The organism is Streptomyces sp. NPDC047043, from assembly GCF_040644055.1.
Lineage (GTDB): Bacteria > Actinomycetota > Actinomycetes > Streptomycetales > Streptomycetaceae > Streptomyces.
Map to the genome: position 1 here is coordinate 169,762 of NZ_JBEYVO010000013.1, position 22,764 is coordinate 192,525.

General features: G+C 68.8%; 25 protein-coding genes. 3 read left to right on the forward strand and 22 right to left on the reverse strand.

Annotated elements, in window-relative coordinates; translation table 11 throughout:
• Positions 1-89 precede the first annotated feature (89 nt).
• On the reverse strand, positions 90-737 hold the full coding sequence (locus ABZ880_RS21940) for a hypothetical protein (RefSeq protein ID WP_361265384.1): 648 nt from the start codon (positions 735-737) through the stop codon (positions 90-92).
• 116 nt (positions 738-853) lie between these two features.
• Between ABZ880_RS21940 and ABZ880_RS21945 the strand changes: the two genes are divergently transcribed.
• Positions 854-1,219 (forward strand): hypothetical protein, encoded by a 366-nt coding sequence (locus tag ABZ880_RS21945; protein ID WP_361265386.1) that lies wholly within the window; start codon positions 854-856, stop codon positions 1,217-1,219.
• Between the two features lie 19 nt (positions 1,220-1,238).
• Here the strand turns inward: ABZ880_RS21945 and ABZ880_RS21950 are convergent, their stop codons facing one another.
• Positions 1,239-1,652, reverse strand: a complete 414-nt coding sequence (locus ABZ880_RS21950; protein WP_361265388.1) for an SsgA family sporulation/cell division regulator — start codon at positions 1,650-1,652, stop codon at positions 1,239-1,241.
• A gap of 214 nt (positions 1,653-1,866) precedes the next feature.
• Between ABZ880_RS21950 and ABZ880_RS21955 the strand changes: the two genes are divergently transcribed.
• Positions 1,867-3,711, forward strand: a complete 1,845-nt coding sequence (locus ABZ880_RS21955; RefSeq protein ID WP_361265391.1) for a sigma-70 family RNA polymerase sigma factor — start codon at positions 1,867-1,869, stop codon at positions 3,709-3,711.
• A 77-nt stretch (positions 3,712-3,788) separates the two neighbouring features.
• Here ABZ880_RS21955 and ABZ880_RS21960 read toward each other — a convergent pair whose 3' ends face one another.
• From ABZ880_RS21960 to ABZ880_RS22000, 9 genes are all read right to left on the reverse strand, one after another.
• Positions 3,789-4,247, reverse strand: a complete 459-nt coding sequence (locus ABZ880_RS21960) for a pilus assembly protein TadG-related protein (RefSeq protein ID WP_361265393.1) — start codon at positions 4,245-4,247, stop codon at positions 3,789-3,791.
• On the reverse strand, positions 4,247-4,696 hold the full coding sequence (locus tag ABZ880_RS21965) for a TadE/TadG family type IV pilus assembly protein (RefSeq protein WP_361265396.1): 450 nt from the start codon (positions 4,694-4,696) through the stop codon (positions 4,247-4,249). Before ABZ880_RS21965 ends, ABZ880_RS21960 begins: the two co-directional genes overlap by 1 nt.
• Before the next feature lie 3 nt (positions 4,697-4,699).
• The gene (locus ABZ880_RS21970) at positions 4,700-5,137 is read right to left on the reverse strand and encodes a TadE family protein (protein WP_361265399.1); all 438 of its coding nucleotides are present in this window, start codon (positions 5,135-5,137) and stop codon (positions 4,700-4,702) included.
• 57 nt (positions 5,138-5,194) lie between these two features.
• Positions 5,195-5,446, reverse strand: coding sequence for a hypothetical protein (locus ABZ880_RS21975; RefSeq protein WP_361265402.1), 252 nt, complete (start codon positions 5,444-5,446; stop codon positions 5,195-5,197).
• A gap of 82 nt (positions 5,447-5,528) precedes the next feature.
• On the reverse strand, positions 5,529-6,452 hold the full coding sequence (locus ABZ880_RS21980; RefSeq protein ID WP_361265405.1) for a type II secretion system F family protein: 924 nt from the start codon (positions 6,450-6,452) through the stop codon (positions 5,529-5,531).
• Positions 6,449-7,420: a type II secretion system F family protein gene (locus ABZ880_RS21985; RefSeq protein WP_361265408.1), complete on the reverse strand. Its 972-nt coding sequence runs from the start codon at positions 7,418-7,420 to the stop codon at positions 6,449-6,451. The genes ABZ880_RS21980 and ABZ880_RS21985 overlap by 4 nt, the downstream gene beginning before the upstream one ends.
• A gap of 1 nt (position 7,421) precedes the next feature.
• On the reverse strand, positions 7,422-8,729 hold the full coding sequence (locus tag ABZ880_RS21990) for an ATPase, T2SS/T4P/T4SS family (protein ID WP_361265411.1): 1,308 nt from the start codon (positions 8,727-8,729) through the stop codon (positions 7,422-7,424).
• A complete protein-coding gene (locus ABZ880_RS21995; protein WP_361265414.1) occupies positions 8,726-9,583 on the reverse strand; it encodes a hypothetical protein in 858 nt (285 codons plus the stop codon). The genes ABZ880_RS21990 and ABZ880_RS21995 overlap by 4 nt, the downstream gene beginning before the upstream one ends.
• Positions 9,584-9,602: 19 nt before the next feature.
• A complete protein-coding gene (locus ABZ880_RS22000; protein WP_361265417.1) occupies positions 9,603-10,331 on the reverse strand; it encodes a hypothetical protein in 729 nt (242 codons plus the stop codon).
• A gap of 575 nt (positions 10,332-10,906) precedes the next feature.
• Here ABZ880_RS22000 and ABZ880_RS22005 point away from each other — a divergent pair.
• The gene (locus tag ABZ880_RS22005; RefSeq protein ID WP_361265420.1) at positions 10,907-11,392 is read left to right on the forward strand and encodes a hypothetical protein; all 486 of its coding nucleotides are present in this window, start codon (positions 10,907-10,909) and stop codon (positions 11,390-11,392) included.
• A gap of 45 nt (positions 11,393-11,437) precedes the next feature.
• Here the strand turns inward: ABZ880_RS22005 and ABZ880_RS22010 are convergent, their stop codons facing one another.
• From ABZ880_RS22010 to ABZ880_RS22060, 11 genes are all read right to left on the reverse strand, one after another.
• Positions 11,438-12,028, reverse strand: a complete 591-nt coding sequence (locus ABZ880_RS22010; RefSeq protein ID WP_361265423.1) for a hypothetical protein — start codon at positions 12,026-12,028, stop codon at positions 11,438-11,440.
• Positions 12,028-12,657 carry a hypothetical protein gene (locus tag ABZ880_RS22015; protein ID WP_361265426.1) on the reverse strand — a complete coding sequence of 210 codons (630 nt, stop codon included), beginning with the start codon at positions 12,655-12,657 and terminating at the stop codon, positions 12,028-12,030. The genes ABZ880_RS22010 and ABZ880_RS22015 overlap by 1 nt, the downstream gene beginning before the upstream one ends.
• Before the next feature lie 74 nt (positions 12,658-12,731).
• Positions 12,732-13,535, reverse strand: a complete 804-nt coding sequence (locus tag ABZ880_RS22020; RefSeq protein ID WP_361265429.1) for a hypothetical protein — start codon at positions 13,533-13,535, stop codon at positions 12,732-12,734.
• Positions 13,532-14,323 carry a hypothetical protein gene (locus ABZ880_RS22025; RefSeq protein WP_361265432.1) on the reverse strand — a complete coding sequence of 264 codons (792 nt, stop codon included), beginning with the start codon at positions 14,321-14,323 and terminating at the stop codon, positions 13,532-13,534. Before ABZ880_RS22025 ends, ABZ880_RS22020 begins: the two co-directional genes overlap by 4 nt.
• A gap of 47 nt (positions 14,324-14,370) precedes the next feature.
• Complete coding sequence (locus ABZ880_RS22030; protein WP_361265435.1) at positions 14,371-15,771, reverse strand: hypothetical protein; 1,401 nt, start codon at positions 15,769-15,771, stop codon at positions 14,371-14,373.
• The gene (locus tag ABZ880_RS22035; RefSeq protein ID WP_361265438.1) at positions 15,768-16,082 is read right to left on the reverse strand and encodes a hypothetical protein; all 315 of its coding nucleotides are present in this window, start codon (positions 16,080-16,082) and stop codon (positions 15,768-15,770) included. Before ABZ880_RS22035 ends, ABZ880_RS22030 begins: the two co-directional genes overlap by 4 nt.
• 144 nt (positions 16,083-16,226) lie before the next feature.
• On the reverse strand, positions 16,227-16,634 hold the full coding sequence (locus ABZ880_RS22040) for an Imm50 family immunity protein (protein WP_361265441.1): 408 nt from the start codon (positions 16,632-16,634) through the stop codon (positions 16,227-16,229).
• Entirely contained in the window at positions 16,624-17,121 is a 498-nt protein-coding gene (locus ABZ880_RS22045; protein WP_361265444.1) for an Imm50 family immunity protein, read from the reverse strand. The genes ABZ880_RS22040 and ABZ880_RS22045 overlap by 11 nt, the downstream gene beginning before the upstream one ends.
• Complete coding sequence (locus tag ABZ880_RS22050; protein WP_361265447.1) at positions 17,111-21,478, reverse strand: DUF6531 domain-containing protein; 4,368 nt, start codon at positions 21,476-21,478, stop codon at positions 17,111-17,113. Before ABZ880_RS22050 ends, ABZ880_RS22045 begins: the two co-directional genes overlap by 11 nt.
• A gap of 11 nt (positions 21,479-21,489) precedes the next feature.
• Positions 21,490-21,801: a hypothetical protein gene (locus tag ABZ880_RS22055; RefSeq protein ID WP_361265450.1), complete on the reverse strand. Its 312-nt coding sequence runs from the start codon at positions 21,799-21,801 to the stop codon at positions 21,490-21,492.
• A gap of 225 nt (positions 21,802-22,026) precedes the next feature.
• Positions 22,027-22,584 carry a hypothetical protein gene (locus ABZ880_RS22060; protein ID WP_361265454.1) on the reverse strand — a complete coding sequence of 186 codons (558 nt, stop codon included), beginning with the start codon at positions 22,582-22,584 and terminating at the stop codon, positions 22,027-22,029.
• Between the last annotated feature and the right edge of the window lie 180 nt (positions 22,585-22,764).

A 22,764-nucleotide genomic window follows, 5' to 3' on the forward strand; every position in this document is an offset into this window, starting at 1 on the left:
ATCAACAACCCTGTGCACACGCGAACTTACCGGGTACTTACGTTCGAGGTGAAGGAGATCAGCCCGTGACGAAGATCGGCGTGTGACGCTCAGCCCGTGAACCGGAACGTAGAAGTGATCGCGTCGAAGATGTCGAAGAACGAGTCCGCCAGGTCCAGGACTTGGCTGCTGCCCGCCACCAGTGCGACCTTGCCCTCCTGGCCGGGTACGGGGATGAACGTCTGCATGAGGACCGCCCGGATGGTGCGGTTCAGGCTGTCGTCCGGTACCGCGATGTCCTCGATGCCGTAGGTGCGGGCGACCGTGCCCACGCCGGGGATGTCGACCGTGGTGACCTTGCGCCAGGAGTCGCCCTCCTTCTTCGCCTCCTTGGGCGCCAGGCCCGACGCGATGGAGGAGGGGTCCGTCGACAAGGGGGCGCCGTCGCGTGTGCGGCCGCCGACCAGGGAGACCGTGACCGAGCCCGTGATCGGCGTGTCCCCGCCGAAGCTCTCCGCCATGCAACCGCAGTACAGCGCGCCCGACTTCCACGCGTCCGCGGCCGCCTTCTGGAGGAAGGAGGTGTACGTGTCCTGGTATCGGGCCAACTCCGGGTGCTGCTGCACCCGTTCGGTCACCATGCGGCGGATCGAGTCGTTGCGGGACTCCGGTCGTACGTCGAACTCCCACCACGACTCCGGCACCTTGATCCGGAAACCTCCGCGCTCGATCGTGAGCGCCTCCATGTAGCGGGCCATGGCGTGTCCGACTCTCCCCGTTCCTAGGTCACTCGATCACCCGTGCCAACATCGTCGCGTTGTACGGTTCGGGCCAGACTACGAGATCGCGGACGACGAGATCGGGGGACGTGCGCATGGGCAAGGGCAAGAGCGACCTCGCGCTGCCGCTCAGCGAGCTCGAGGAGTACGGCGGCCGGTTGCGGTCCCTCAAGAGCCGGCTGAACCACACCAAGAAGCTCTTCGAGGACTACAAGGACGACATCGGTGACGGCAGCGTCAACGACGCCCTCTCCGACTTCGAGTCCAACTGGGAGGACGGGCGCGAGGACATCAGCCAGTCCTTCGACGCCCTGGCCGACATGTCCGACGCTGTCGTACGGGAATTCAAGAAGCTCGACGACGACCTCGCGAAGAAGGCCCAGGACGCGGTCAAGCCGGAGGACAAGGCGGGAGACGGCAAAGGCGGCGACGGCAAAGGCGGCGGCAACGACGGCAAGTGATCCGCTGCCCATCCCCGCCTCACACGCCGTCCAGCATGGACGCCAGCCCCCTCTCCAGTGCCGGTTCCACGGACTCCGCTCCCGGTTGCGTCACGGTGTAGGAGCGGAAGAGGAAGCGCTCGAGGGCGAGGGAGTTGAAGACGACCGCCGCCACGCCCTCCGGGGTGCGGAACTCCACCAGCGTGTGGGTCGCGTCGGCCGGGCGGATGTGGACGGTGCCGAGGCCGGCGGGCGTGTCCAGACCCTCCTCCAGAAGAGCGCGGGCGAAGGTCCAGGTCACCTCCTCGCCGTCCAGCGAGATCCAGGCCGGGAAGACGAAGTGCACGGCCAGGGGGTCGGCCGAGCTGTAGCGGAGGGTGACCGGGACCGACAGTTCCTCGTGGTCGGGGGTGAGCAGGTGGGCACCGGTGGGCTGTTCCAGGGTTATGGGCACGAGGGGCTCCGTATGTGGGGTGGTGGGGCGGTGGGGCCGTTGGGCCGACGTACCTCTTCGAGTGCGTGGTGGGGGTGTGCATTACGCCGGTTCCGGAAGTTACCGGTGTGACGTGTGCCACTTTCACTCGAGGCTGCAACTTTGATTGAAAGTTTTGCCATCTAGGCTGACAAAACCTTTCCCGCCCCACTGCAGGCAACTGGAGCGTTCCGCCATGTCCGACGGTTCCTCTGCTGTGTCCGTACCGGCCGTACCGGGCCCCGCCTCGTCCGCCGCCACGGCCGCGTACGCCCGGATCTACGAGGAGCAGCAGCCGCGTCTCGTCGCGTACGCCCGCTCCCTGACCCGGAACGCCTGGAACGCCGAAGACCTCGTCGCCGAGGCGCACTTCAGGGTGTGGCGGCGGCTGGCCGCGGGGCACGAGATCGACAACGTGCCGGCGTATCTGATGACGACGGTGCGGCATCTCGCCACCGCCGCCGGGACCTCCGTACGCGAGACTCCGCAGGATCCGCAGGGCGACGAGCGCGTTCCGATGCAGAGCGGGCACGGGGACGATCCGGCCGACCATGTGTCCTCCGTCGACCTTGTGGTGCGGGTGCTGAAGGACCTGCCCGAGCGGTGGGTCAAGGCGCTGTGGCTGTCGGAGGCGGAGGGCCAGCCGCTCGCGGCGATCGGACCCCAGCTCGGCACCAAGGAGGGCGCCACGGCGGTGCTGCTGCACCGCGCCCGGGAGGGAATGCGACAGGCGTTTCTACGGGTCCAGACGGGCGCTCCGGACGATCCTGCCTGCCAGGTGCACTGGGCGCGTATGCCCGCGTATGTACGGGGTGCGGCGAGCGCGCGGCAGTCGGAGCGGCTGCTCGGGCATGTGGACGCGTGCGACGACTGCAGGGCTCGGCTCGCGGCGCTGATGAGCGCCAATGACCGGCTGCCTGCGTTCGTCGGTCCTGCGCTGCTCGTGTTCGCGGTGGGCGGTTTGGGCAAGTACCTGCTCACCTTCGCCGCCGGGTCCGCCGGTGCGGCGACCGCGGCGGGCGCGGCGGGCGGGGCTGCCGGGCATGGCAGCGGGCTGCTGCACGGGGTGCGGCATGCCACGATCGGCGGTTCGAAGGCGCCGGTGGCGGTCGCGGCCGGTGCGGTCGTGGCCGGCGCCACCGCGCTCGTCCTGGTACTCGGGTCGGGCGGCTCGGGTACGGTGCCGCCACAGCGCGTGCCGGTGGCCGACGCACCCGCGCCTCAGGTGCCGGTGGCCGAGGGGCCGGTGGGGCCGCCGTCGAAGAGCGTGCGGGTCAAGTCGGCCGAGGGGGTGCGTACTTCGGAGGGTGCGGCCGCCGACGGTGGTATCGGCGGGCGGGGCCGGGCGGATGTCGCGGCCGCCGACGGCGCCGGTACGGCCGTATCGGAACCGCGGAACGGTGGCGACGACACGACGGCTGCCGGAGGACGGACCGACGACGGCCAGTCGGGGGACGGCTCGGCGCCGGACGACCACTCGCCCGAGCAGCCGGGTGGGACGTCACCGGAACAGCCGGGCGACACCGCACCCGAGGGACCGACCAAGCCCGCGCCTGAGGAGCCCGACCCCACTCCGCCCACGACGGGAGGCTCGGAGACGGGAGGGTCGGAAGAGGGACCGGAGAAGCCCGGGAAGCCGGACGAGCCGGAGCAACCCGGGAAGCCAGACAAGCCCGGGAAGCCGGAGAAACCCGGGAAGCCGGACAAGCCGTCGGACCCGCAGGCTCCCACCGAGGAGTACCCGCAAGCCCCGTCGGCTCCCGACGACAACACCCCGACGACGCCTACGCCCCCGACTGACGACAACCCGGAGACTCCTGCGCCCCCGGCCGACGACAACCCCGAGCCCGAAACGCCGAGCGCGCCGTCGACCCCTCCCACGTCGGAACCCGAAACCCCGGCACCGACTCCGTCCGCACCGGACGAGACCGACCCGTCCCCGTCAACGCCGCCCGCCCAGAACCCGTCACCGACCCCCACGAACCCCGGCGACGACTGCGGCGGCGGACACTCCGACGGCGGTGCCCGGCCTCACCGTTAGGCCCACAACGAGCCCGACAACCCCCGCCGCCCGCTGGCGGGGGTGCGGCGCACCAGGGCGTCCGGTCGTGTGGCGCCTCAGCCCACCTCGTTCTCCGCCACACCTTCCCCGTGCACGACCACAGCCCCGCCGTAGAACATCCCCGTGAAGACCGGGTCGTACGTCAACTGCACCTCGACCTGGACCTGTTGGGCGTCCGCGGCCACGCAGTGGGTGGCCGCGATGTCCGCGCCGGACATGTCCATCTGGCGGGCGAAGGTCTTCACCCGGGCGTCGCAGTTCTGGTAGTTGATCGGCGCGCTGCCGCCCTCGTTCTCGTACAGGTCGTCGAGGTTGATGTCCTGGGCGGCGTAACGGGCCGCCTGTTCCGCTATGTCGGCGGCGCGTTCCCGTTTCGAGATGGACAGGCCGCCGTCGATCACGAAGGCCGACAGCGACAGGAACACGAGCGCGAAGATGATGACCGCGCCGGCGCCCGACCCACGGTCGTCGAGGTGGGCCCTGCGGGACTCCCACCAGGTGCGCAACTCCCCCATCACGCCTTCCTCTTGTACGGGTCCAGGGGCGCGGTGAACGAACCCGACATGTGCGTCTTGATGTTCAGGCCCAGCGTCGCCAGGCCCCGCACCTCGCAGCTCACCTCGACCGTGAAGAGGTCGGCGTCCTGGAAGCCCGCACTGGTCTTGGTCACGGTCACCGGGCCGCTGCAGACATCGGTCAGGTCGGCCTCGGCGGCCTTGCGGGCCTCGGCCATGGCGTTGCCCTCGTCCCACTGGAGGGAGCCGGAGCGCGCCGCGTCCCGGGCCGCCCCGTCGATCGCCCCGCGCCCGTCGACCATCTGGCCGAAGGCCACCAGGACGAGGATGAAGAGGATCATGACGGGCGCGAGGATGACGACCTCGATGGCGGACAGTCCGCGGTCGTCCGCGGCGCGGCGCCGATTCGCCAGGCACTGCCCGATACGCGAAATCCGGGAAAAGGGCATCGGCTAGTTCCCGTTCTCCCGTACGAACCTCTCCACCGGCCCCTCCGACTGCGCATGGACCGTGAGGCTCAGCCCCGGGAACACCGCCGGCACCTTGGCCGTGATCTCCACGCCGACCGTGTTCTGCTCGGGCTGGAGCATCTCCACGTTCGGCGACAGCACCAGTTGCGGGCCCAGTTGGCTGATGTAGCTGTCGACCACGTCCCGTGCCTCGCCCCGCCACGCGCCCGGCTGGTCGTGCGCCGTCGCGCGGGCCTTGCGTGCGCCGGCCTGGGCGGCCGCCTGGGCCACGTGGTCGGCGAAGAAGTACAGCGCGAACTGCACGGTCGCGAAGATCATGAAGAACAGGACCGGCGTGAGCAGCACGAACTCGATCGCGGTCATGCCGGAGTCACCGCGGGTGGCCGCCGCCTCGCGTGCGGTCCTCACCCTGCGGCGCATCCATCTGCCCACGTTGGCCGGCATTCCCCTCAACCCCGTTGTGCGTACGGCCCGTTGTCAGCAGGTTCCGCTCGCCTTGGCACCGCTGATGCAGTTCGAGACCTTCTCGGCACCGTCGCTCAGCGCGGCGTTGATGATCGCGGCCACCACGCCGACGATCGCCACGACGACCGCGGAGATGATGACCCACTCGACCGCCGAGGCACCGCGGTCCAGTTCGCCGGAGCGGGCGCGCTGCACGCGGCCCTGCAGGAAGGTGACCAGGAAGTCCATCGCCGGGATGCCGGTGTTGAAGTTCCGTCCCATCATGGTGAGTTGTCCTCTCAGAAGCAGATCGCCGGTAGTCGTTCGTCGTCTTGGGCCGTACGGGCGTGCGTCGTTGCACCGTGTGTCATTGCACCTGGAACACCCGCATCGCCGCCGGAAAGATCAGGAACACCAGGAAGCCCGCGCACAGCAGCAGCTGGGCCACGAGCATCGACTGCGACTTCTCGCCCGCGCTGCCCTCGATCTCGGCGAGTTCGCGGTGCCGCATGGTCTCGGCGCGGGAGGCGAGGGACTCGCGGACCTTGGCGCCGTCGTCCGCCACCAGGGCGAGGGAGGCGGAGAGGTCCTTGAGCTCCTCGACGCCGATCTCCTCGCCGAGCTGCCCCAGCGCCTGCCACTGGCTGATGCCGGTGATGCGGGCGTCGGCCAGCACGTTGCGGATCCGCTGGGTCGCCCAGCCGTCGGAGACCTCGGCCGCGGCCATCAGCGCCTCCGGCAGGCCTCGGCCGCCCGCCAGGCTCATCGACACCAGGTCCAGGTACGCGCCGATCACGCGCCGCAGGTCGCGCCGCTTCTCGGCGGCATCCCGCCGTACCTCCAGATCGGGCAGGAAGAAGAAGACGAGGGCGAAGGCGAGGGCGAGCCAGACCGGGATGATCGGGCTGGTGCCGACGCCGAGCGTCCACACCACCGCGAACAGGAACGGGCCGAAGAACAGGCCCGCCACACCCAGCAGCACCTTGGTCGCCAGGAACTTCTCCCAGCTGCGGTCCAGCACCGCGAGGTCGGCGCGCAGCGAGCGCTGCTCCCAGCCCTGCTGCACGTAGAACTCGGCCACGCGGTCGCCGACTTCGGCCCTGAGCGAGCCGAGCCGGCCCTTGTCGGCCGTGGTCCGCGCGGACCCGTACGCCGCTCCCCGCGCCCGCATCGCGTCGATCCGCGCGACCTGCGAGACCGCGCTGCGCTTCGACGGCATGAGGGCGCGTACGAGGGCGTAGATGCCCAGACCCAGGACCGCGCCGACGACGATCGGCATCGTCAGGTTCACCGACGTACCCCCTCTTCCTGCTGCGCGTGCTGGCCCGGTGTGCGCGGCCGTACGAACTGGACCGACGATTCGTCGCGCACGAGGAAGCGCTCCGGCGTCTCGATGGTCGACAGCTTGCGCAGCCACCAGAAGCCGAGCGCGAACAGGCCGCAGACGCAGGCGAGTACGAGCTGGCCGACGGCCGTTCCGTACGGCGCCACGAAGTCGCGGTTGAAGATGGACAGGCCGAGGACAAAGGCGATCGAGACCGCCACGACGATCTGGACCGAGCGTCGGGTGGAGGCGCGCTGGGCCATCACCCGCTGGCGCATGTCGACTTCCTCGCGCGCCGACTTGGCCAGGGCGCCGAGCACCTGGCGCAGACCCGGGCCGCGCAGCCGGGCGTTGAGGATGAGGGCGGCGACGATGATGTCGGCCGACGCGTCGTTGATCTCGTCGGCGAGCTGCTGCAGCGCCTCCGGGAGCGGGGTGCGGGCCCGGAGGCGGTCGACGAGGGCGTCCAGGTGGGGGCGCAGGACCGGGGCGGCCGCACGGGCGGACGCCGGGATGGCCTGCTCCAGGCCGACCGCGCCGGCGATGGTGTCGCGCAGCGACTCCGTCCAGGAGGCGAGGGCCTCGACGCGGCGCATGCCGGCCTTCTCCTCCGAGGCGCCGCCGAAGAGACGGTCCCAGAAGAAGACGAGGACGCCGGCCGCGATGCCGGCCACCGCCCAGCGCGTCAGCAGCAGTACGACCAGGCCGACGATGGCCGCGAGCGAGCCGCGCTGTCCGGCGAACCGGATCAGCTCGCTCGCCCGCTCGGCGGCCTTCTGCTTCTCGTGGTCGGGCTTCACGGGCAGACCGCGTACGGCGACCATGAACAGCGCGAGCCCGCCGCCGACGGCGACACCGCAGCCGATCGAGTACAGGACGGTCGTGGAGAACAGCCCGCCCATGGAACCGAGCGAGCCGAGAGCCTCGTAAGTCATGTCACCCCCACGTGCCGGTGGGCCGGTAGCCGTACGCGATCAGTTCCTCCACGCACGCGATGGGCGCATGCGCCACGACCCGCCCGTCCGGCGCCTCGGCGAACACCTCGCTGGACAGCACCCGGCCGTCGACGCCGTTGACCTCGCGGACCGAGGTGACCATGCGCTGGAGGCGGCCGCCCGACTGGTAGTTGTTGCGCCGCTGGATGAAGACGACGAAGTTCACCGCGCCCGCGATCAGCATCTGGCTGGCCTCGATGGGCAGCCGCTCGGACGCCTGCAGGGCGTAGGTGGAAATACGGTTGAACACCTCGCTGGAGCTGTTCGCGTGGATCGTGGACAGCGAGCCGTCGTTGCCCTGCGACATCGCGTTCAGCATGGTCACGATCTCGTCGCCGAGGACCTCACCGACGATGACCCGGGAGGGGTTCATACGCAGCGACCGGCGGACCAGCTCGGCCATCGAAATGGCGCCCTGTCCCTCGGAGTTGGGCAGCCGCTCCTCGAACGCCACGACGTTCGGGTGGAGTTCGGGAAAAGTGTCGAGCCCGAGCTCGAGCGCCCGCTCGACGGTGATCAGGCGCTCGTGCGGCGGGATCTCGTTGGCGAGGGCCCTCAGCAGCGTCGTCTTACCGGCGTTCGTGGCGCCCGCGATCATGATGTTCTTACGGGCGCGTACGGCGCAGGCGAGGAAGTGCGCGACCTCGGGGGCGATGGTCCCGTTGCCGACCAGGTCGGAGATGAAGACCTTGCCCATGCGGGCGCGACGGATGGAGAGGGCCGGACGCCGCGTCACGTCCATGACGGCCGACAGACGCGAGCCGTCCGGAAGCCGGAGGTCGAGCTGCGGGTTCGCGGAGTCGAAGGGCCGGGAGGAGAGACCCGAGTAGGCGCCGAGCACCTGGATCAGCTCGATGAGCTCCTCGTCGGTCTCGGCGACGGGATCGCCGACCACCTCACGGCCGTCGGCGTACCCGACGAACACCTGGTCGGAGCCGTTGATGTCGATGTTCTCGACCTCGGGGTTGTCGAGCAGCGGCTGCAGCCGGCCGACGCCGAAGAGTGCGGCGTGCACGGCGGCCGCGTACTGCTCCTCGGTCTCGGCGTCGAGAGGCGTACGGCCCGCGTTGATCTCGGTGCGGGCGTAGTCCTCCAGGATCTGGGCTATGACCGCGCGGGCGTACTGCCGCTCGTCCTCGGTGGACATCGGCGTGACGTTGTTCGCCTGGTCGAGGCGGCGCTGCTCGGCGATGCGGTCGCCGGCGTCCTGGCGGAACCGCTTGACCAACTGGTGGTCGACAGCGGTCATGCCCCGGCCCCCGCATGGCCGCTGACATGGCCGTGGTGGGCCTGCGCCGAGACGGACCAGGCGGCGCCGTACTGCTGGTAGATGTCCGCGGTGACCTTGCGGGCCGAGCGGATGAGCAGGGACTTGTCGAGGCGACCGCGCTTGCGGCCGGCCAACTGGTCGGCTCCGGCGGGGTCGTCCGCGATGGTGCCGACGACCCGGGCGCCGGTCTGCGCGTGTACGAGCATGTCGTTGACCTGGCCCGCGATCTTGCCGGCGCTGTTGGTGTCGGCGATGAGGATCACGCCGACCAGCGGGGTGGCGAGGCTCGCGGCGCCGCGCGGGCCGCCGTGCAGCCGGTTGGAGAGGGCGGCGGCGCGGTCACGGACGCGGGCGATGGCCTCCGGCTCGGTGCGGCTGATCAGCAGCACGAGGGCGGCGTGCGGGAACAGGTCGACGGCGGGCGTCTCGCCGGCGATGCGGCCGCAGTCGGCGATGACGTCGGCGGGCGCGTTCGGGGAGTCGGCGAGCGAGGAGAAGGCGTGGCCCAGGGTCGGCCAGAGGCCGGCCAGACCGGCGGCCTGCTCGGCGTTGCCGAGACCGACGAGGACCTCGAGGCCGCCGCTCAACGGCTGGACGTGGTCCCAGAGTTGGTCGGGAACCAGCCCGCGGCGGGCGGTGGCCGCGATGGACAGCATGCCGGTGTTGGGGTTGAGCGGTCCGCCGTGCGCGGCGGCACTGCGGTAGACCAGGTCGCCGCCGGCCGGGTCGGTCTCGGCGAGCAGGACGCGACGCGGCCAGACCGCCGCGAGGGCGACGGCCGCGGTGGTGACGCCGGGGGAACCCTTGTCGGCAGCGAGGGCGATGAGAGCCATGGTCTGCTTCCGTCGCCTTCTACTTGCTGGAGACGAGCACGAGAGCGACCTGGCCGTTGGAGGCGGCCTGGGCGAGGGCGGCGGCCCTGTCGCTGTCGACGGTCACCGTGATCGCCTTGTTGGTGCTGCTGACCAGGTCGTCGCCGCCCTCCTTCGGGACGGAGGCGACGGTGGCCCGCTCGACGATCAGCGAGTTGCTGCTGCCGGACGAGGAGGACGAGGAAGAGCTGCTGTTGGAGTTGCTGGAGCCGGTGTCATTGAGGACGCGGTAGGCGGCGACGACGTCCCCGGCCTCGATCCCGCTCGGGTACTGACCCGCCTTGAGGGAGAGACCGACGAGGGCCTTGCCCTCACCGACACCGCTCTGGTCGCCGAACATCTCGCCGACGGCGACGGCTCCGGCCGGGATGGTGTTGACGGCCTTCAGCTTCTTCAGGCCGGCCAGCTGGGACCACTCGACGTAGTGGATGCCGCTGTCCTTGGCGACCATGACGGAGGTCACGTTGCTGTCGGTGACGGAGCCGCCCGCGGGGATCTCCTGCGTCACCTTGACGACCTCGATCCGGTCGCCGGCCCGCAGCACGAGCATCGTCGCGCCGAGCGCACCGACCAGGATCAGCAGCACCGCCAGCGCGGCCAGCGCGGGTTTGCGCTCGCGAGGCGGGGTGGGAAGGCGGTCACCGACCGACGGCTGAGCCGGAGCGGCAGAACGTCCTGCGCCCGCCCCCGTACGCTCTTGGATCTTCACGCAACCGCTCCCCGTACAGCCAAGAATGTGTCTGACACGTCTGTCAAATACCCTGCAAATCCGGACACTTCACCCCGAGCCAGCCCGGACACCGACGTCCGGGACGCGCCGGACGTACCGCCCGACCTGGGCGATTAGCCACGGCAGGGGCGAGTGTCAAGCCATGGCACCGTATCAGCCGCACATAAGCCCCTCAAGGCGCGTCCTGACCCATGGACCGCGGCACGCCCACTGTTATTCAGCTGCAACTTGAAGTGCACGTTTCCCAGTTGGGGCCGGGCGCGGTAAGGCCGCCACCTGTACGGCCGCCTGTGCGGGCGCGAATCCGTTGCCGCACCGACATGTTGCCCGAACCGGGGCGTTCCTCACGGGGCGGTCATGAGGCCTGCACGATTCACTCACGAACCCTTTGAGCCACCGTGCCATGATCTTTGCTCGCCGCGAGGCCCGCATCTGTACGGCACTTCACCCGTACTGCTTTCCCCTCCACAGCATTCACCTTTACGACCACGGCACTTCAGCACGACCGGCACGACCGGCACACATTTCGCCCACTCCAAGGTTGAGCCTGCACCATGACCAAGCCGGACCTCCCCACCACCTCTGACGTCCCCGATGCTCCCGAAGAACTCGCATGGCCCGAGCGGACTCCCTTGGGCGCCGCCTGGCGAGGAGCCGTGGCACTGGCGTTCAACGTCGTCGGCATACCGGCCAGCGCATGGCTCGGCACGAAACTCGCATCGTACGAACCCCGGTTCGGCGGCGGCCCGCCCGTGGCCCTGGCGCTGATCATGGCCGTGCTGCTCGTGTGGCTGCGCGCGAGGGACTCTTTTCTGGTCGCGACGGTGTGGAGCAACCTGATCGGGGCCTTCGGCTGCTTCTACCTGCTGGGAAAGGGCTACATCTCCCTGACGGACCCGCATCCGGTCGACTCCACCTGGGCGATCGTCAACGCGTCTCTCCTGGCCGTCGGGTCCACTGCCGCGGTCGTGACGGTCGTGTGGGGCACCGTCAGCGGTCACCGGAGGCCTCGCCCGTTCAGCCCGAAGGGCGACACGTGAAGGCTTCAGCGAGGGACAGCGCGCGACAGCGGCTCGCGGGTTCCCTCAGTTGACGGCAACAGCCTGCGCAAGGCGGTCCGTCAGCGCGCACAGCCTGTCGGTGTAAGCCTGCTCCCGCCAAGAAGTCAGCAGCACCAGCCCCCACTTCCCGTCCGGCACGATCCCGTACGCGCAGGTCTCCAGGATCGTGCCGGTCCCGTCCCGGTCCGCGTCCTGGACGTACGCGTGCCGGACGCGGACCGCCGGGCCGAGGGGAAGCTCGCGGGGCTCGGCCTCGGGCGGGCGGAAGGAGATCGGCGTGGGGGTGGTGAGGTACCGGTGAAGGAGGTCGACGGTCATCGTCGGGTACGTGTCGTCCGCGACCAGGGCGGACAGCTCGACGCGCGCCAGTTCGCCGAGGCGCAGCTCGGGCACGTACGAGAAGGCGGTGACCGGGCCCCGGGTACGCGCATCGACGGCGGCCTCGCGGAGCTCCTCGGCCAGGGCCTCGATCAACCGCTCGTCCCCGCCTTCGCCCACGCGCTGCCGAGCCGCGTCCATGGCCCAGAAGCCGAGGTCGACCGGCTCGCGCACCGGCAGGGCGACGGCGTCCTCGGGTGCCTTCATGCGCACGGTCGACGAGGAGAAGGCGGGCATCAGGCCATCCATTGCAGGGTGTGGGCGATGGAGTCGAAGAGACCGACCAGGGCTTCGGCCAACGGCTCCATGGGCGTGGAGAAGGACAGCAGCAGGCGCTGCTCGGCGTTCGGGACGGCGAGATACACGTCCAGGTGCGTGACGGTGAGCCTGTTGCCGTCGGGGTCGTCGGGCGCGGGGCGGCGACGGTAGAGGTGGCGTACGGCGGGGCCGGCGGGGAGGTCGGTCGTGGTGACCTCGTCGTCGGGGGTGGCGCGGGCGGCGAGGGACATCGCGATGTCGGCGAGGTCGCCGGGGGCGGTGCCGGTCGGGGGCCGCAGAAGAGTGACGACGAGACCGGCGGACACCGGTACCTGGCCGACGAGTTGATTGACGACGTACATCTCCACGCCGCCGTTCGCATGCGCGGCCTGCGCCTGCTCCCGCATCCGCTCCGCGAGCGCGGCCTTGAGCTGCGGGGTCGCCCTCGTACGGCGCAGACCGCGGTTGACCAGCTTGTCGATGCGGTGGGGCCAGCGGTCCGGGTCGAGGACGATCCGCTCCCAGCCCTCCGGGACGGCCAGGCGGTAGTCGGAGGGGGGTGGTACGGGGGTGGAGTCGGGGTCGGTGGCGTCGGTCGCCGTGGCCATGGTCGGACTCGTTTCGCTTGTCACGTTCGTGTCGCTCGTCTTGTTCGGCTCGCTCGTCTTGTTCGGCCCGTCGGTCATGCCGCTGTACCGATCGCTCGGCCGCGTCTGCTGCTACGCGACTCGTTCGCCCCGTTCAGGACCGCAGCGGTCACCGGGACGAGGACGAGGACCGCGGCGGCGCCCAGGCAGAGTTGGTCCCAGAAGCCGAAGCCGAGTTCCGACCTGCCTCCGAGGAACGGCCGGTAGTGGCCCGCCGGATCGATCACCGCCCGGGTCCTCGTGCCCACCATGGTTCCGTCCGTGCACCACTTGTCGTTGCCGATCACCTGACGGACCGAGCCGTCGGGCAGCCGGACGCGGCAGTACGGGCTGGAGACCCCGTGCGACTCCGAACGCTCGGGCTTCGCGTACGTGACCATGGCCTCCTGCCCGCGCAGGTGCAGGTACCACTGGTCGGCCTGCCCGCAACCGACCCAGATCAGGACGACGTAGGAGACTCCGACGAAGCAGTACGCGACGGTCCCCGCACGTGACGAACACGCCCGGTACCCGGCCCACCCCACGACCGGTGCGCAGGCCACGCCCACGAGCAGCGCGTACGGACCGATCAAATACGTGGACGACAGGCAGACGGCCACGCCCGCCACCGCGACGAGAAGCAGCCGTATCCACCGCCATACGGGGCCGTCGCCCGCCAGGTCCCACCTGTCGACGGAAGGGGAGAACTCGGAGATGATGTGCCGCACACGCCGCTCACCGCCGGCCTCGGCGGCGATCCGGCGCAGCTCCGACAGGCCCAGTCCGCTCTGCTCAAGTGTGCGTCGAGTGCTGCTCGGCAGCTGTGCGAACAGCTCGTCCGCTGTGTTCGCCTCGGTCACGCCACCGTCCTGAGCGCGCGGTTCCGGTCTCGTCGGCCCATGACGACGGCGGTCACCGGCGTCAGCACGAGAACCGCCGCGGCACCCAGGCAGACGTACCCCTCGACGATGCCGCCGATGTCGGACTTCGTACCGAGGGAGGGGTCGTAGTGGCCCGACGGGTCGACGACGGCCGTGGTCGTCTGCCCCACTCGGTCGGCGCAGTTGTCCTTGTTGTCGATGACCTCGTGGACGGAACCGTCGTGCAGCCGGACCCTGCAGTACGTCTCGCGGGTGCCGTGGGTCCACTGGTGGGTCGGCGAGACGAGGGTGACCGTCTGTTCCTCGCCGCGTAGTTGCAGATACCAGGCGTTGGCGAAGGACGTCCCGATCAGGACCGTGACGAAGTAGGCCGCCACCGTGAGGAACCGCACGGCGGAAACTCCACGGCCGTCCGGGGTCTTGAAGGCCAGCCAGATCACCAACAGCCCGAGTCCCAGGCCCACGAACCCCGCCGCTTTGCCGATGAACAGGCCGAGGAGCAGGCAGACGACGACCGAGGCGGCGGCCACCAGGAGCAGCCGGCCCCATGGCCACACCGCCGATCCCCTGCCGTCGCTCATCCGTACGGGCCGAGGACTGGTGGAGAACTCGGAGAGGATGCGGCGCACCCGCTGCATGCCGTCCGGCCCGGCACCGATACGCCGCAGTTCCGGCAGCCCCATGCCGACCTCTTCCAGTGCCCGCTGCCATTTCTCCGGCAGTTCCGCGAACAGCTCGTCGACGGACCGCTCATCCTCGCCAGCCACGTGATCCTTGCTTCCTCGGCCTTGGGATCCCGGGCGGCCGACCGGTGTCAGCCACTGGTGCTCCAGTGCCAGTTGTAGAACGGTGTTCCGCCGGCGCCGATCACCGGAAGCTCCTTCGCTCCCTGCAGGAGGTTGGGGCCGGTGATCCCCGGCTCGCCGGAATGCGTGTGCGCCAGGTTTCCCCAGCCGGCCAGGAGAGGCAGCGCCTGACTGCCGTAGTAAAGGGCCTTCGCCTGACCCGCCATGGTCTTGAACGAGGAGTTGGCGATCTCCGACATCTTCGGGGCCTCCTGTGCGAAGGCCCTGGCCGCCGCGTGCACTTCCCGGGCGTCGCGAATGTCGTTCACGTATCCCTTGACGTTCAACGTCTCCTTGACCACCGAGCGCATCCGCGGCAGGAGTTTGGCGGGTCCTTCGGACAGCGCCTTGCCGATCTCCCCGGGCTTGACCCCGTTGAGCGTCTCGGCGAGGTCGCGGGCCGCCGTCGGATTCAGCCCGATCTCTCGGGCCAACTGGAAGTCCTTTACGGCGGAGGAGGCGCGGGCCGCCGTGGCAGCCTCCTTGGCCGTCGTCCCCAGGATCCGCCCGGCGCCGAAGGACAGGACGCCGACGACGTCGATGGCGACGTCCAGCCAGGTGCCCTTGCCGTCGAGTGCCGAGACGGTGTCGCAGACCAGAGCGACGACCGAGGCGATGAGCGCCAGTGCGCCGAGCACCTCGCCGAGGATCGGCACCCAGCTGAAGACGAGCGCCAGCACGCCGAGAGCGGCCGCGGCAACCCCCGCCCAGTGCCCGACCTCCGCGACCCAGTCCTTCCAGTTGTCCCACCAGTGATGCTTGGGATCCTTGAGCCCGTCATGGTCGATGGCGTCCCGAATGGCCTTGGCGGCGTACCCGGCCTGAGTGTCCCGATACTCCAGCGCACGCCGCAGATCCCTCTTCGCGGCCTCCAACTCCCCGTCCGCAGCGTCCTTCTGACGCTTCAGCTTCTGCTTGTCGGGGTGCTCGTCGGGCCCGGGATGCTGATCGATCTGCTTCTGAGCCCGACTGCCGTCCCCGTCCGCGTCCTTGGCCTTCTTCAGCGCCGTACGCACCAGGCTCTGCGCGTGGTTGAGGGCGGTGGCCCAGTTCTCCCGAGCCTGATCGGACACGGGCCCGTACGGAACGGAGGAGCCGAGGGCGGTGGCGGCGGTCGCGTACCGCTGGTGCGTCTTGGTGAGCAGCCCGACCGTGTCATGGGTCTTGTCCTGGAAGGCCCGCCCCGCGTCGGAGTCCCACCCGTTCCCGTCGACCAGGTTCTGCAGTTTGCCCGCCTGCTCCTCGATCAGCTTGGCGGTGTCGGCGATGCGCTTGCCGAGCCGGGCCACCTCGTAGGGATCGCCCGGCGTGAAGTCCCTGTCGTCGTACCGCGCCGTCTGCCAGTCGACACCGGAGAAGTCGTCGCTCACTTGCCCTTGCCACCGTCCCCCGACTGGGCCTTCAGCAGCGCGTCGGCAAGATGCTGGTCGAGCCCGTCATACGCCTTCGCCGCGGCGCCGGCGGTCTTCCCGAGGAACTCCAGCCCGTCACAGAGTTCCTTGCGCTTCTTCTTCCAGTCGTCCGCGAAGTCGTCGAGCGCGGAGGCGACATCGCCGGACCCGATCTCGGCGTCGTAGGAGTCGACGAGGTCCTTGGCATGCTCGAAGTGCGACTTGAGCTTGCCCACCGACCGGCTGATCTCCTTCAGCTCCGACGTGGACACCTTGACGTGATCCGCCACTCCGACCCCCGTGTACGCGCTGCTCGTCCGACCGCCACTTCAGTCCCGCAGGGCACAGGACGGCCACGGTTACTGTCCGTCGAGGGTTTTCGCGGCTGCAACCAACGGGGTGCAAAGGGAGGGTCTAGAGCACGCCGCATCCCGTCAGGGGCTGTCCGAGGCGAGATAGGCACGCACTTTGGCGAGGCGGGACGAACTCGCCCGGAAGGTCGCCCCGGGACCCTCAGCCCCCAGGGTCACATCGATGAATCCTCCGTCCCGGACGGTGAGATCGACCTGCTTGGCTTCGGCAGGCCCCCATCCCATGACCCGAAGACCGTCCACCCCAGTAAAAACGAGGTAGAACTCGAAGGCATTGAACCCCTTCCCATCCCATTCTTCAGGCGGGTTCAAGGGGAAGCTCCTGGTGACGAAACCCAGAGTTACGGAGTTTTCCCGTTCGTCGATGTGAAAGTAGAACAGATCGCACATGTCCGGGGAAGGCGGAGTACCGTCGTAGAGTCTCCCCAGATACTCCGGTGAAGCGAGTAGTTGCTTCCATTCATCGCTCATAGAACGTCTTCTCATCGGTTGCCGGGAGGGATGCATGACGCCGAGCATCGATCTTGCTCGAGAACAGATGGTCACCGTCGTCCGATCCGCCCTGCTGGATTTTGAACGCGCTCACGTGACCGATTCGCACGGATTCACTGCAGTCGAATCGAAGGGCGACCCCGCTGCCATGGGCAGTCACCCGCATACGCCGTTGCTCGCCCCACGACACCATGTCAATGGTGCCGACGACCGGCGGATCCCATTCGGAAAGGGAGAGGTTCTCCGCGGCCAGGAACTGGAAGTGACACTGCACCGCGTCCATCCCCGCGTCGATCCACTCCTGCGGTGCGAAATCGGGAAACGACGGCAAGTCGACTCGCAACGTCACCGTTGGTCCGCGCCAGTTCAGGTTGATCGAGCGAATCCGGATGTCATTCAGGCTCGGGCTATGTTCGTAGAGCGATCGGAGCACTTCTGGATTCACCAGAAAACGATCAACGGTCATAGTAGTAGTGCTCCTCACAGCCGGGGACCTGGCCATTGCGGGTGTCCTCGAACGGTCTCACATGAACGTGCGGTCCCTGGTAGCCGGGTTGCCCCGGCTTCTGGTGTCCGAACCAGTGATCCTGGAAAACTATGAGGTCCTCTCCGTTGGGATGCTCGTAGACCTCTTCCGTGTAGTAGATGGGCTGGTGATCCTCACCCATCAACTGTTTTGAGCCCTGCCATTCAGGCGTCGTGGCAGGAACATGGTTGTTGACCTCGAGAGGCTCGGCGCCCTCCGGGATACCGGCCTCTCTCAAGGCCTTTGCCTTCGCCTCGTCAAGAGTGCGCCCGACGGGTTCGCCGCATCCGGGGGCCAGGCCCAGGGGGTCAATCCACGTGTGCGGGTTGTGCACGTAGGAGACCGGGTTGGGGGCGGGGCTCAGACCGAGTGGGTCGGGTGTGAGGTAACGGGCTGTCTCCGGGTCGTACGTGCGGAAGTAGTTGTAGTGGAGGCCCGTTTCAGGGTCGTAGTACTGGCCTGGGAATCGGAGCGGTGTATAGGCCGTCGCATCACTGTTCCAGGTCGTTGTGCCCCAGAGAGTCGCACGGGTGCGCCAGGCTATGTCACCCGCTTCGCCGACGAGCTCGGTGGGCGTGCCGACGAGGTCGGTGACGATGGCGAAGAAACGCTCGTCGACATCTCTTTGAGGGGAGTCTGCGGTGATGATCCGTTCCGTCTGGGCCAACGGGCGTCGGCCCTCGTGGTCCCAGGTGACGAAGAGACGGTGCGGCTGGTTCTCGGTCGTGGTGGACTGCTCACACAGGATGTGTCCGTCCCAGGTGAACAGGGTTTCCTCAAGAACACTCTCACCGTCGGCGGCGAGGCTCTGCTTGGCGATGCGGCGCCCCAGCGGGTCGTACCGGTAGCGCCAGCACGTGCCATCGGGAGTGATGACGGAGGTCAGACGGTCCTCGGCGTCCCAGGTGTAGTGCCAGGTATCCGGCTTGCGGGACAGCCGGGTCTTCTGGCGCCGCACGATACGTCCCGACGCGTCGTGCTCGTAGCGGACACCTCCGGCACGGGTGATGCGGGTGCCGGCGTAGGTACGTGGCCCCGCGGCCTCGTGACCGGGGTGACGGTCGGGCCAGCTCGCCATGGTCAGATTGCCCGCGTCGTCGTAGGCGTAGGACTCGGTCCATTCCTCTGCGTGCACAGCGGTGACGCGTCCGACGGCATCGAGGTCGAACCGCCGCGTTCCGTTCAACTGGTCATCGAGCCCGATCAGTGAACCGTCCGGGCGGTAGGAAAAGGCACGGCGCTGAACCACACCCGCGTCTGTGAGCACCTTCTGCGTGGTGAGGCGGCCCAGCTCGTCGAAGATGTGGGTCAGAGTGACCGTCTCCCCGAAGCGACAGACGGTTTCCCGGCCCGCTTCGTCATGGTCGAAGCCGATCGAGCGCCCTGAAGCGGTCAGTTCGACAGGGCGGCCCGCCGCGTCGTAACTCCACGCGCTGGTCGCTCCTCCCGGCGTGGCGCGGTGCGTCCTGCGCCCCAGGGCATCGTATGCGTAGCTGACTGTGCGGCCGTTGACGGTCTCGGACCTGCGCAGTCCGCGCTCGTCGAGCTCCAGCGAGAGCGTGGCATCCGGGCCGACAGCACTGACAAGCCTGCCGGAAGGCGCGTAGTCAAAGGTGGTGACTTGCCCGCCGGCGTCCTTGCGAATCATCTGTCCGACAGTATTGCGCTCGTATCGCACCATCTCGCCAAGGGCGTTCGTACGGCTGCTCACGCGGCCGACGGCATCGAGAGTGTAGGCGCGGACTCGGCCGTCGAAGTCGGTTTCGGAGACGAGGCGACCCGCGGAATCGTACTCGTAACTCCAGGTTAGCCCCATCGGATTGATGACCCGGACGAGATGTAGTTCCGTGTCGTGCACGAACTCGTGGCGCACCCCGTCCGGACCGGTGCGTGCCGCAACAAGGTCGAAGTGTGTGTACTCGAACGAGGTGACGGCCCCGACCTGATCAGTGTGACTGATGCAGTTGCCTTCACCGTCGTACGTCCACGACTCGACAGCGCCGTCGGGAGTTGTACGACGGAGCGGTCGGCCTTCGACTGTCCACTCCAGCCGGGTTGTTGCACCCGCCGCGTTGATGATGGAGACCAGACGCCCGAACCTGTCCCGTTCGTAGCGTGTGACCGCGCCCAGGGAATCCGTGACCTCCAGGGGGAGTCCGGCAGTATTACAGCGCAGGTTCGTGCTGTGTCCGAGTGTGTCGGTGACGGAGACCAGACGCCCGGCCTTGTCGTGTGCGAAGCGCGTGACTGCACCTGCGGGGTCTGTCACGACGGTGCGGTTGCCTCGCTCGTCGTACTCCTGCCGCCAGACGGCACCACCTGGCACCGTCACCGCGCTGGGCTGTCCCAACTGGTTGTACTCGGTTGTGGCTTCCTGACCGTCAGGACGCGTGATGCAGACCATGCGCCCGTTGTCGTCGTACTCGTAGCGCGTGATGTGGCCGAGTGGATCAGTGATGGCGACGAGTTGGAGGTCCTCGTCCCACTCCTGGGTTGTGACGTTGCCGAGTGGGTCGGTTTCGCGGACGAGGCGGAGGGCCTCGTTGTGTTCGTAGGCGCGGGTGTGGCCGAGGGAGTCGGTCACCCGGGTGGTGCGGGTGGTGTCGTCGTAGGCGAGAGTGGAGGCCAGGGCGTTGCCGGTGCCGCCGGTGGCCACGACCCGGCCGTGCTCGTCGTAGGTGTACCAGTAGGTGGTGTCGTTGCGGTCGGTCCAGGAGGTGATGCGGCCGTCGGCGTCGTAGGTGTAACGCATGGGCAGGCCCGAGGAGTTGGTCTCCTCGGTCAGGTGGCCGTGCTCGTCGTAGCCGAAGGTGACCAGGGTGGTGCCGGGGCGGTCCGGGCGGGCGGGGTCGAGCAGGCGCAGGCCGGTGATGCGGGAGCGGTCGTGGTCGATCGCGAGGTGGTAGCCGCCGGAGTGCACGACCGCGGACGGGAGGTCGCCCTCGGCGTAGACGACGGTGATGCGGTTGCCGTTGCGGTCCTGGATGTGTTGCAGCGGCAGGTCGACGGCCTCGTCGCCGGCCGCCGGGACCGGGGAGTGGAAGACATGGACCAGGCCGCGGTCCGGGTCGGTGACGCGGATCGCACCGTCCACTCCGTCGTCCCAGGACAGAGTCAGGCGGGAGCCGGGTGTCAGCGGCCGGACCGGTTCGTCGCTCTCCGGGTCCAGCGGCGGGAAGCACAGGCGGGCGCCGTCCGCCGCCGCATACACGAAGCCCTCGTCGTCCGCCTGGACGCGCTGGTCGAGGGTGGAGGCCCAGGACGGGCCGAACCAACCGCCCGACCGGTAGGAGGAGATGTGCGTGCGCTCCAGCACCAGCGGCAGCACACCCGGCAACGACACATCGGTGCGCGGCAGCGCCATGTCACCGGTAGCCACGTCGATCGGGTCCCGCACGAACTTCTTGACCATGTTGCGGATCGAGGCGGGCAGCTTGTTGAAGCCCGGGTTGAGCTTGAGCCGCTCGAACGCCGCGCAGTCCATCCCCATCGACTTGCTGAGCCTGGCCAGAGCCGCCGGACCCAGCGCTTTGAGCCCCTTGCCGAGCGCCTTGCCCAGCACCCCGAAGCCGACGCCCATCACCGCGCCCTCGGCCAGAATCCCGGCCAGCTTCTCCGGGTCCCTGAACGCCCCCGGATCCTCCAACAGCGTGGTGAACGCGGAGAACTCCGCACCCCCCTTGGCCATCCTGGCCACGGCCGCGACCCCGCGGATCTCCTTCAGCGCCTTCAGCGCCCGCTCCACCCCGCGGATGACCTCCATGACCCCACGGACCACGGACCCCAGCGCGGTGCCCTCCTCCTCGATCCGGCCGATCAGCGCCACAACCTTCAGCGCCCGCTCCCCGGCGATGAGGGTGGAGGCGACCTCCGAAGCGCCGGCGGTGAGGACGGACAGCGCCAGGCCGGCGATCTCGAACTCGACGATCTCCGCCAGCATGACGCCGATCTCGGACAGCAACTCGTGCGCCTTGTCCGCGAAGTCGTCCAGTGCCTTCGCGCCCTCGCGCAGCGCATGCGCCATCTCCGTGGCCTGCTTACGGGCCGCCTTGGAGCGCTTGTTGAACGCCTTGGCCGCCTTGCCCTCCCACTCCACGTCCGCCAGCGACTTGCCGGCCGCCTCCGCCGCGTCGTCCAGGCCGGTGGCCAGGTGCCGCCACTTCTTCGCGATCTCGCGTACGCCTTCCGGATCCACCGCCGGATCCGAGATGCCCAGGAACTCCAGACCACTGGCGACGCTGTCGCCGAACATGTGGTTGAACTTGTTGATGTAGTGCAGCGGATTGAGGTCGACCATCGGAGCGCCGCTCAGCCCTTCTCCGCCTGGGCCGCGGCCGCGATCAGCACGTCCAGCAGGTCGAAGGCGTCGGAGACCTCGCCGATCAGCTTGGCCTCCGCCTCCCACTCCTCGTCCAGCTGCTTGGTCAGCTTGACCAGAGTGGTCATGCCCTTATCGATCTCGCCCTTCGCCCCCAGCAGCGAGCCAAGAGCGCCCAGCGCGTCCAGGTCGTGCGACTGCGCCTCGAACTGCTTCAACGGCGTCGCCGTGTGATGCCCCACCCCACGCAGCCCCGACGCCGCCTTGTGCATCGACTTGGCTTCCTTCTTCAGGTCCGACACCGAACCAGCCCCCGTACCCCATACGTCAATTGCTTCACTCTGTGCACATGCCAACCCCAAGACAGTACGTAGACCGGTTATTGGCGAGGTATGGCACGCATCAAGAGCGAGCAAAGCCCGCCGCTACGGGCTGCTCCTGGCAGTCGTCATCGGATCCGGCGGCGTCGGGGTACGCGACAGTAGGCTGCGCTCCTCGGGTCCTGCCCGTGCTCGCCGACCTGCGTCCTACAACGGCCCGGGCAACACATCTGCCGGAATCTCGGCCTCCTTGGCCTTGTCCCCCACCACGAGCTGGCCGGCGTAACCCGCCTCCGTCCACACCAGCTTCTTGAACTGCTCCGGGGTGAGCACCCCCTGCCATGGAGTACCGCCCGGACAGAACACCGAGGTACAGCCGTAGCAGTACTGCGCCGGCCGCCACAGACGCTCCGCACGCGGGGCCCCGGCCTCGGCGGCGGCCTTCTCACGGCCGTCACTGCGGACGACAGCGATGGTCCCGGCGAAGCAAACCAGGGCGAGCAGGACACCGCCGACCATGTACAGAGGCTTGTCCTGGTGGACACCCGTGTACGCAAGGACGACACCGAGGCCGGTCAGCACCATGCCTTCCGCAAGGTGCATCCAACCGTCGCCGGATTTGTCCGGCCCGGGCGCCAATCGGCCGTACAGGTCATCACGCATCGCGCCCTTGCCCAAGCGCGCCTGCTCAACCGCCCGCACCTCTGTACCGCCGCAGCCCGGACACACCACCCCAGTTGACCCTCCGGCCGCCTCGGTCTCCATGCCGATCAGCTTATCGGCGTCCTGAATCCGGAGTTTCGACCTGCCTGAGGGGCCCAACGCCGTCACAGCTCGGGGCTCTCACAGCAAGCAAACAGCTGCTTCGCGCCAATGTGGCGACGAAGCCCCCACAAGTCCTCCAGCCCGGCGCAACTTGCCAATGGAGCCACCCTGCATGACAGC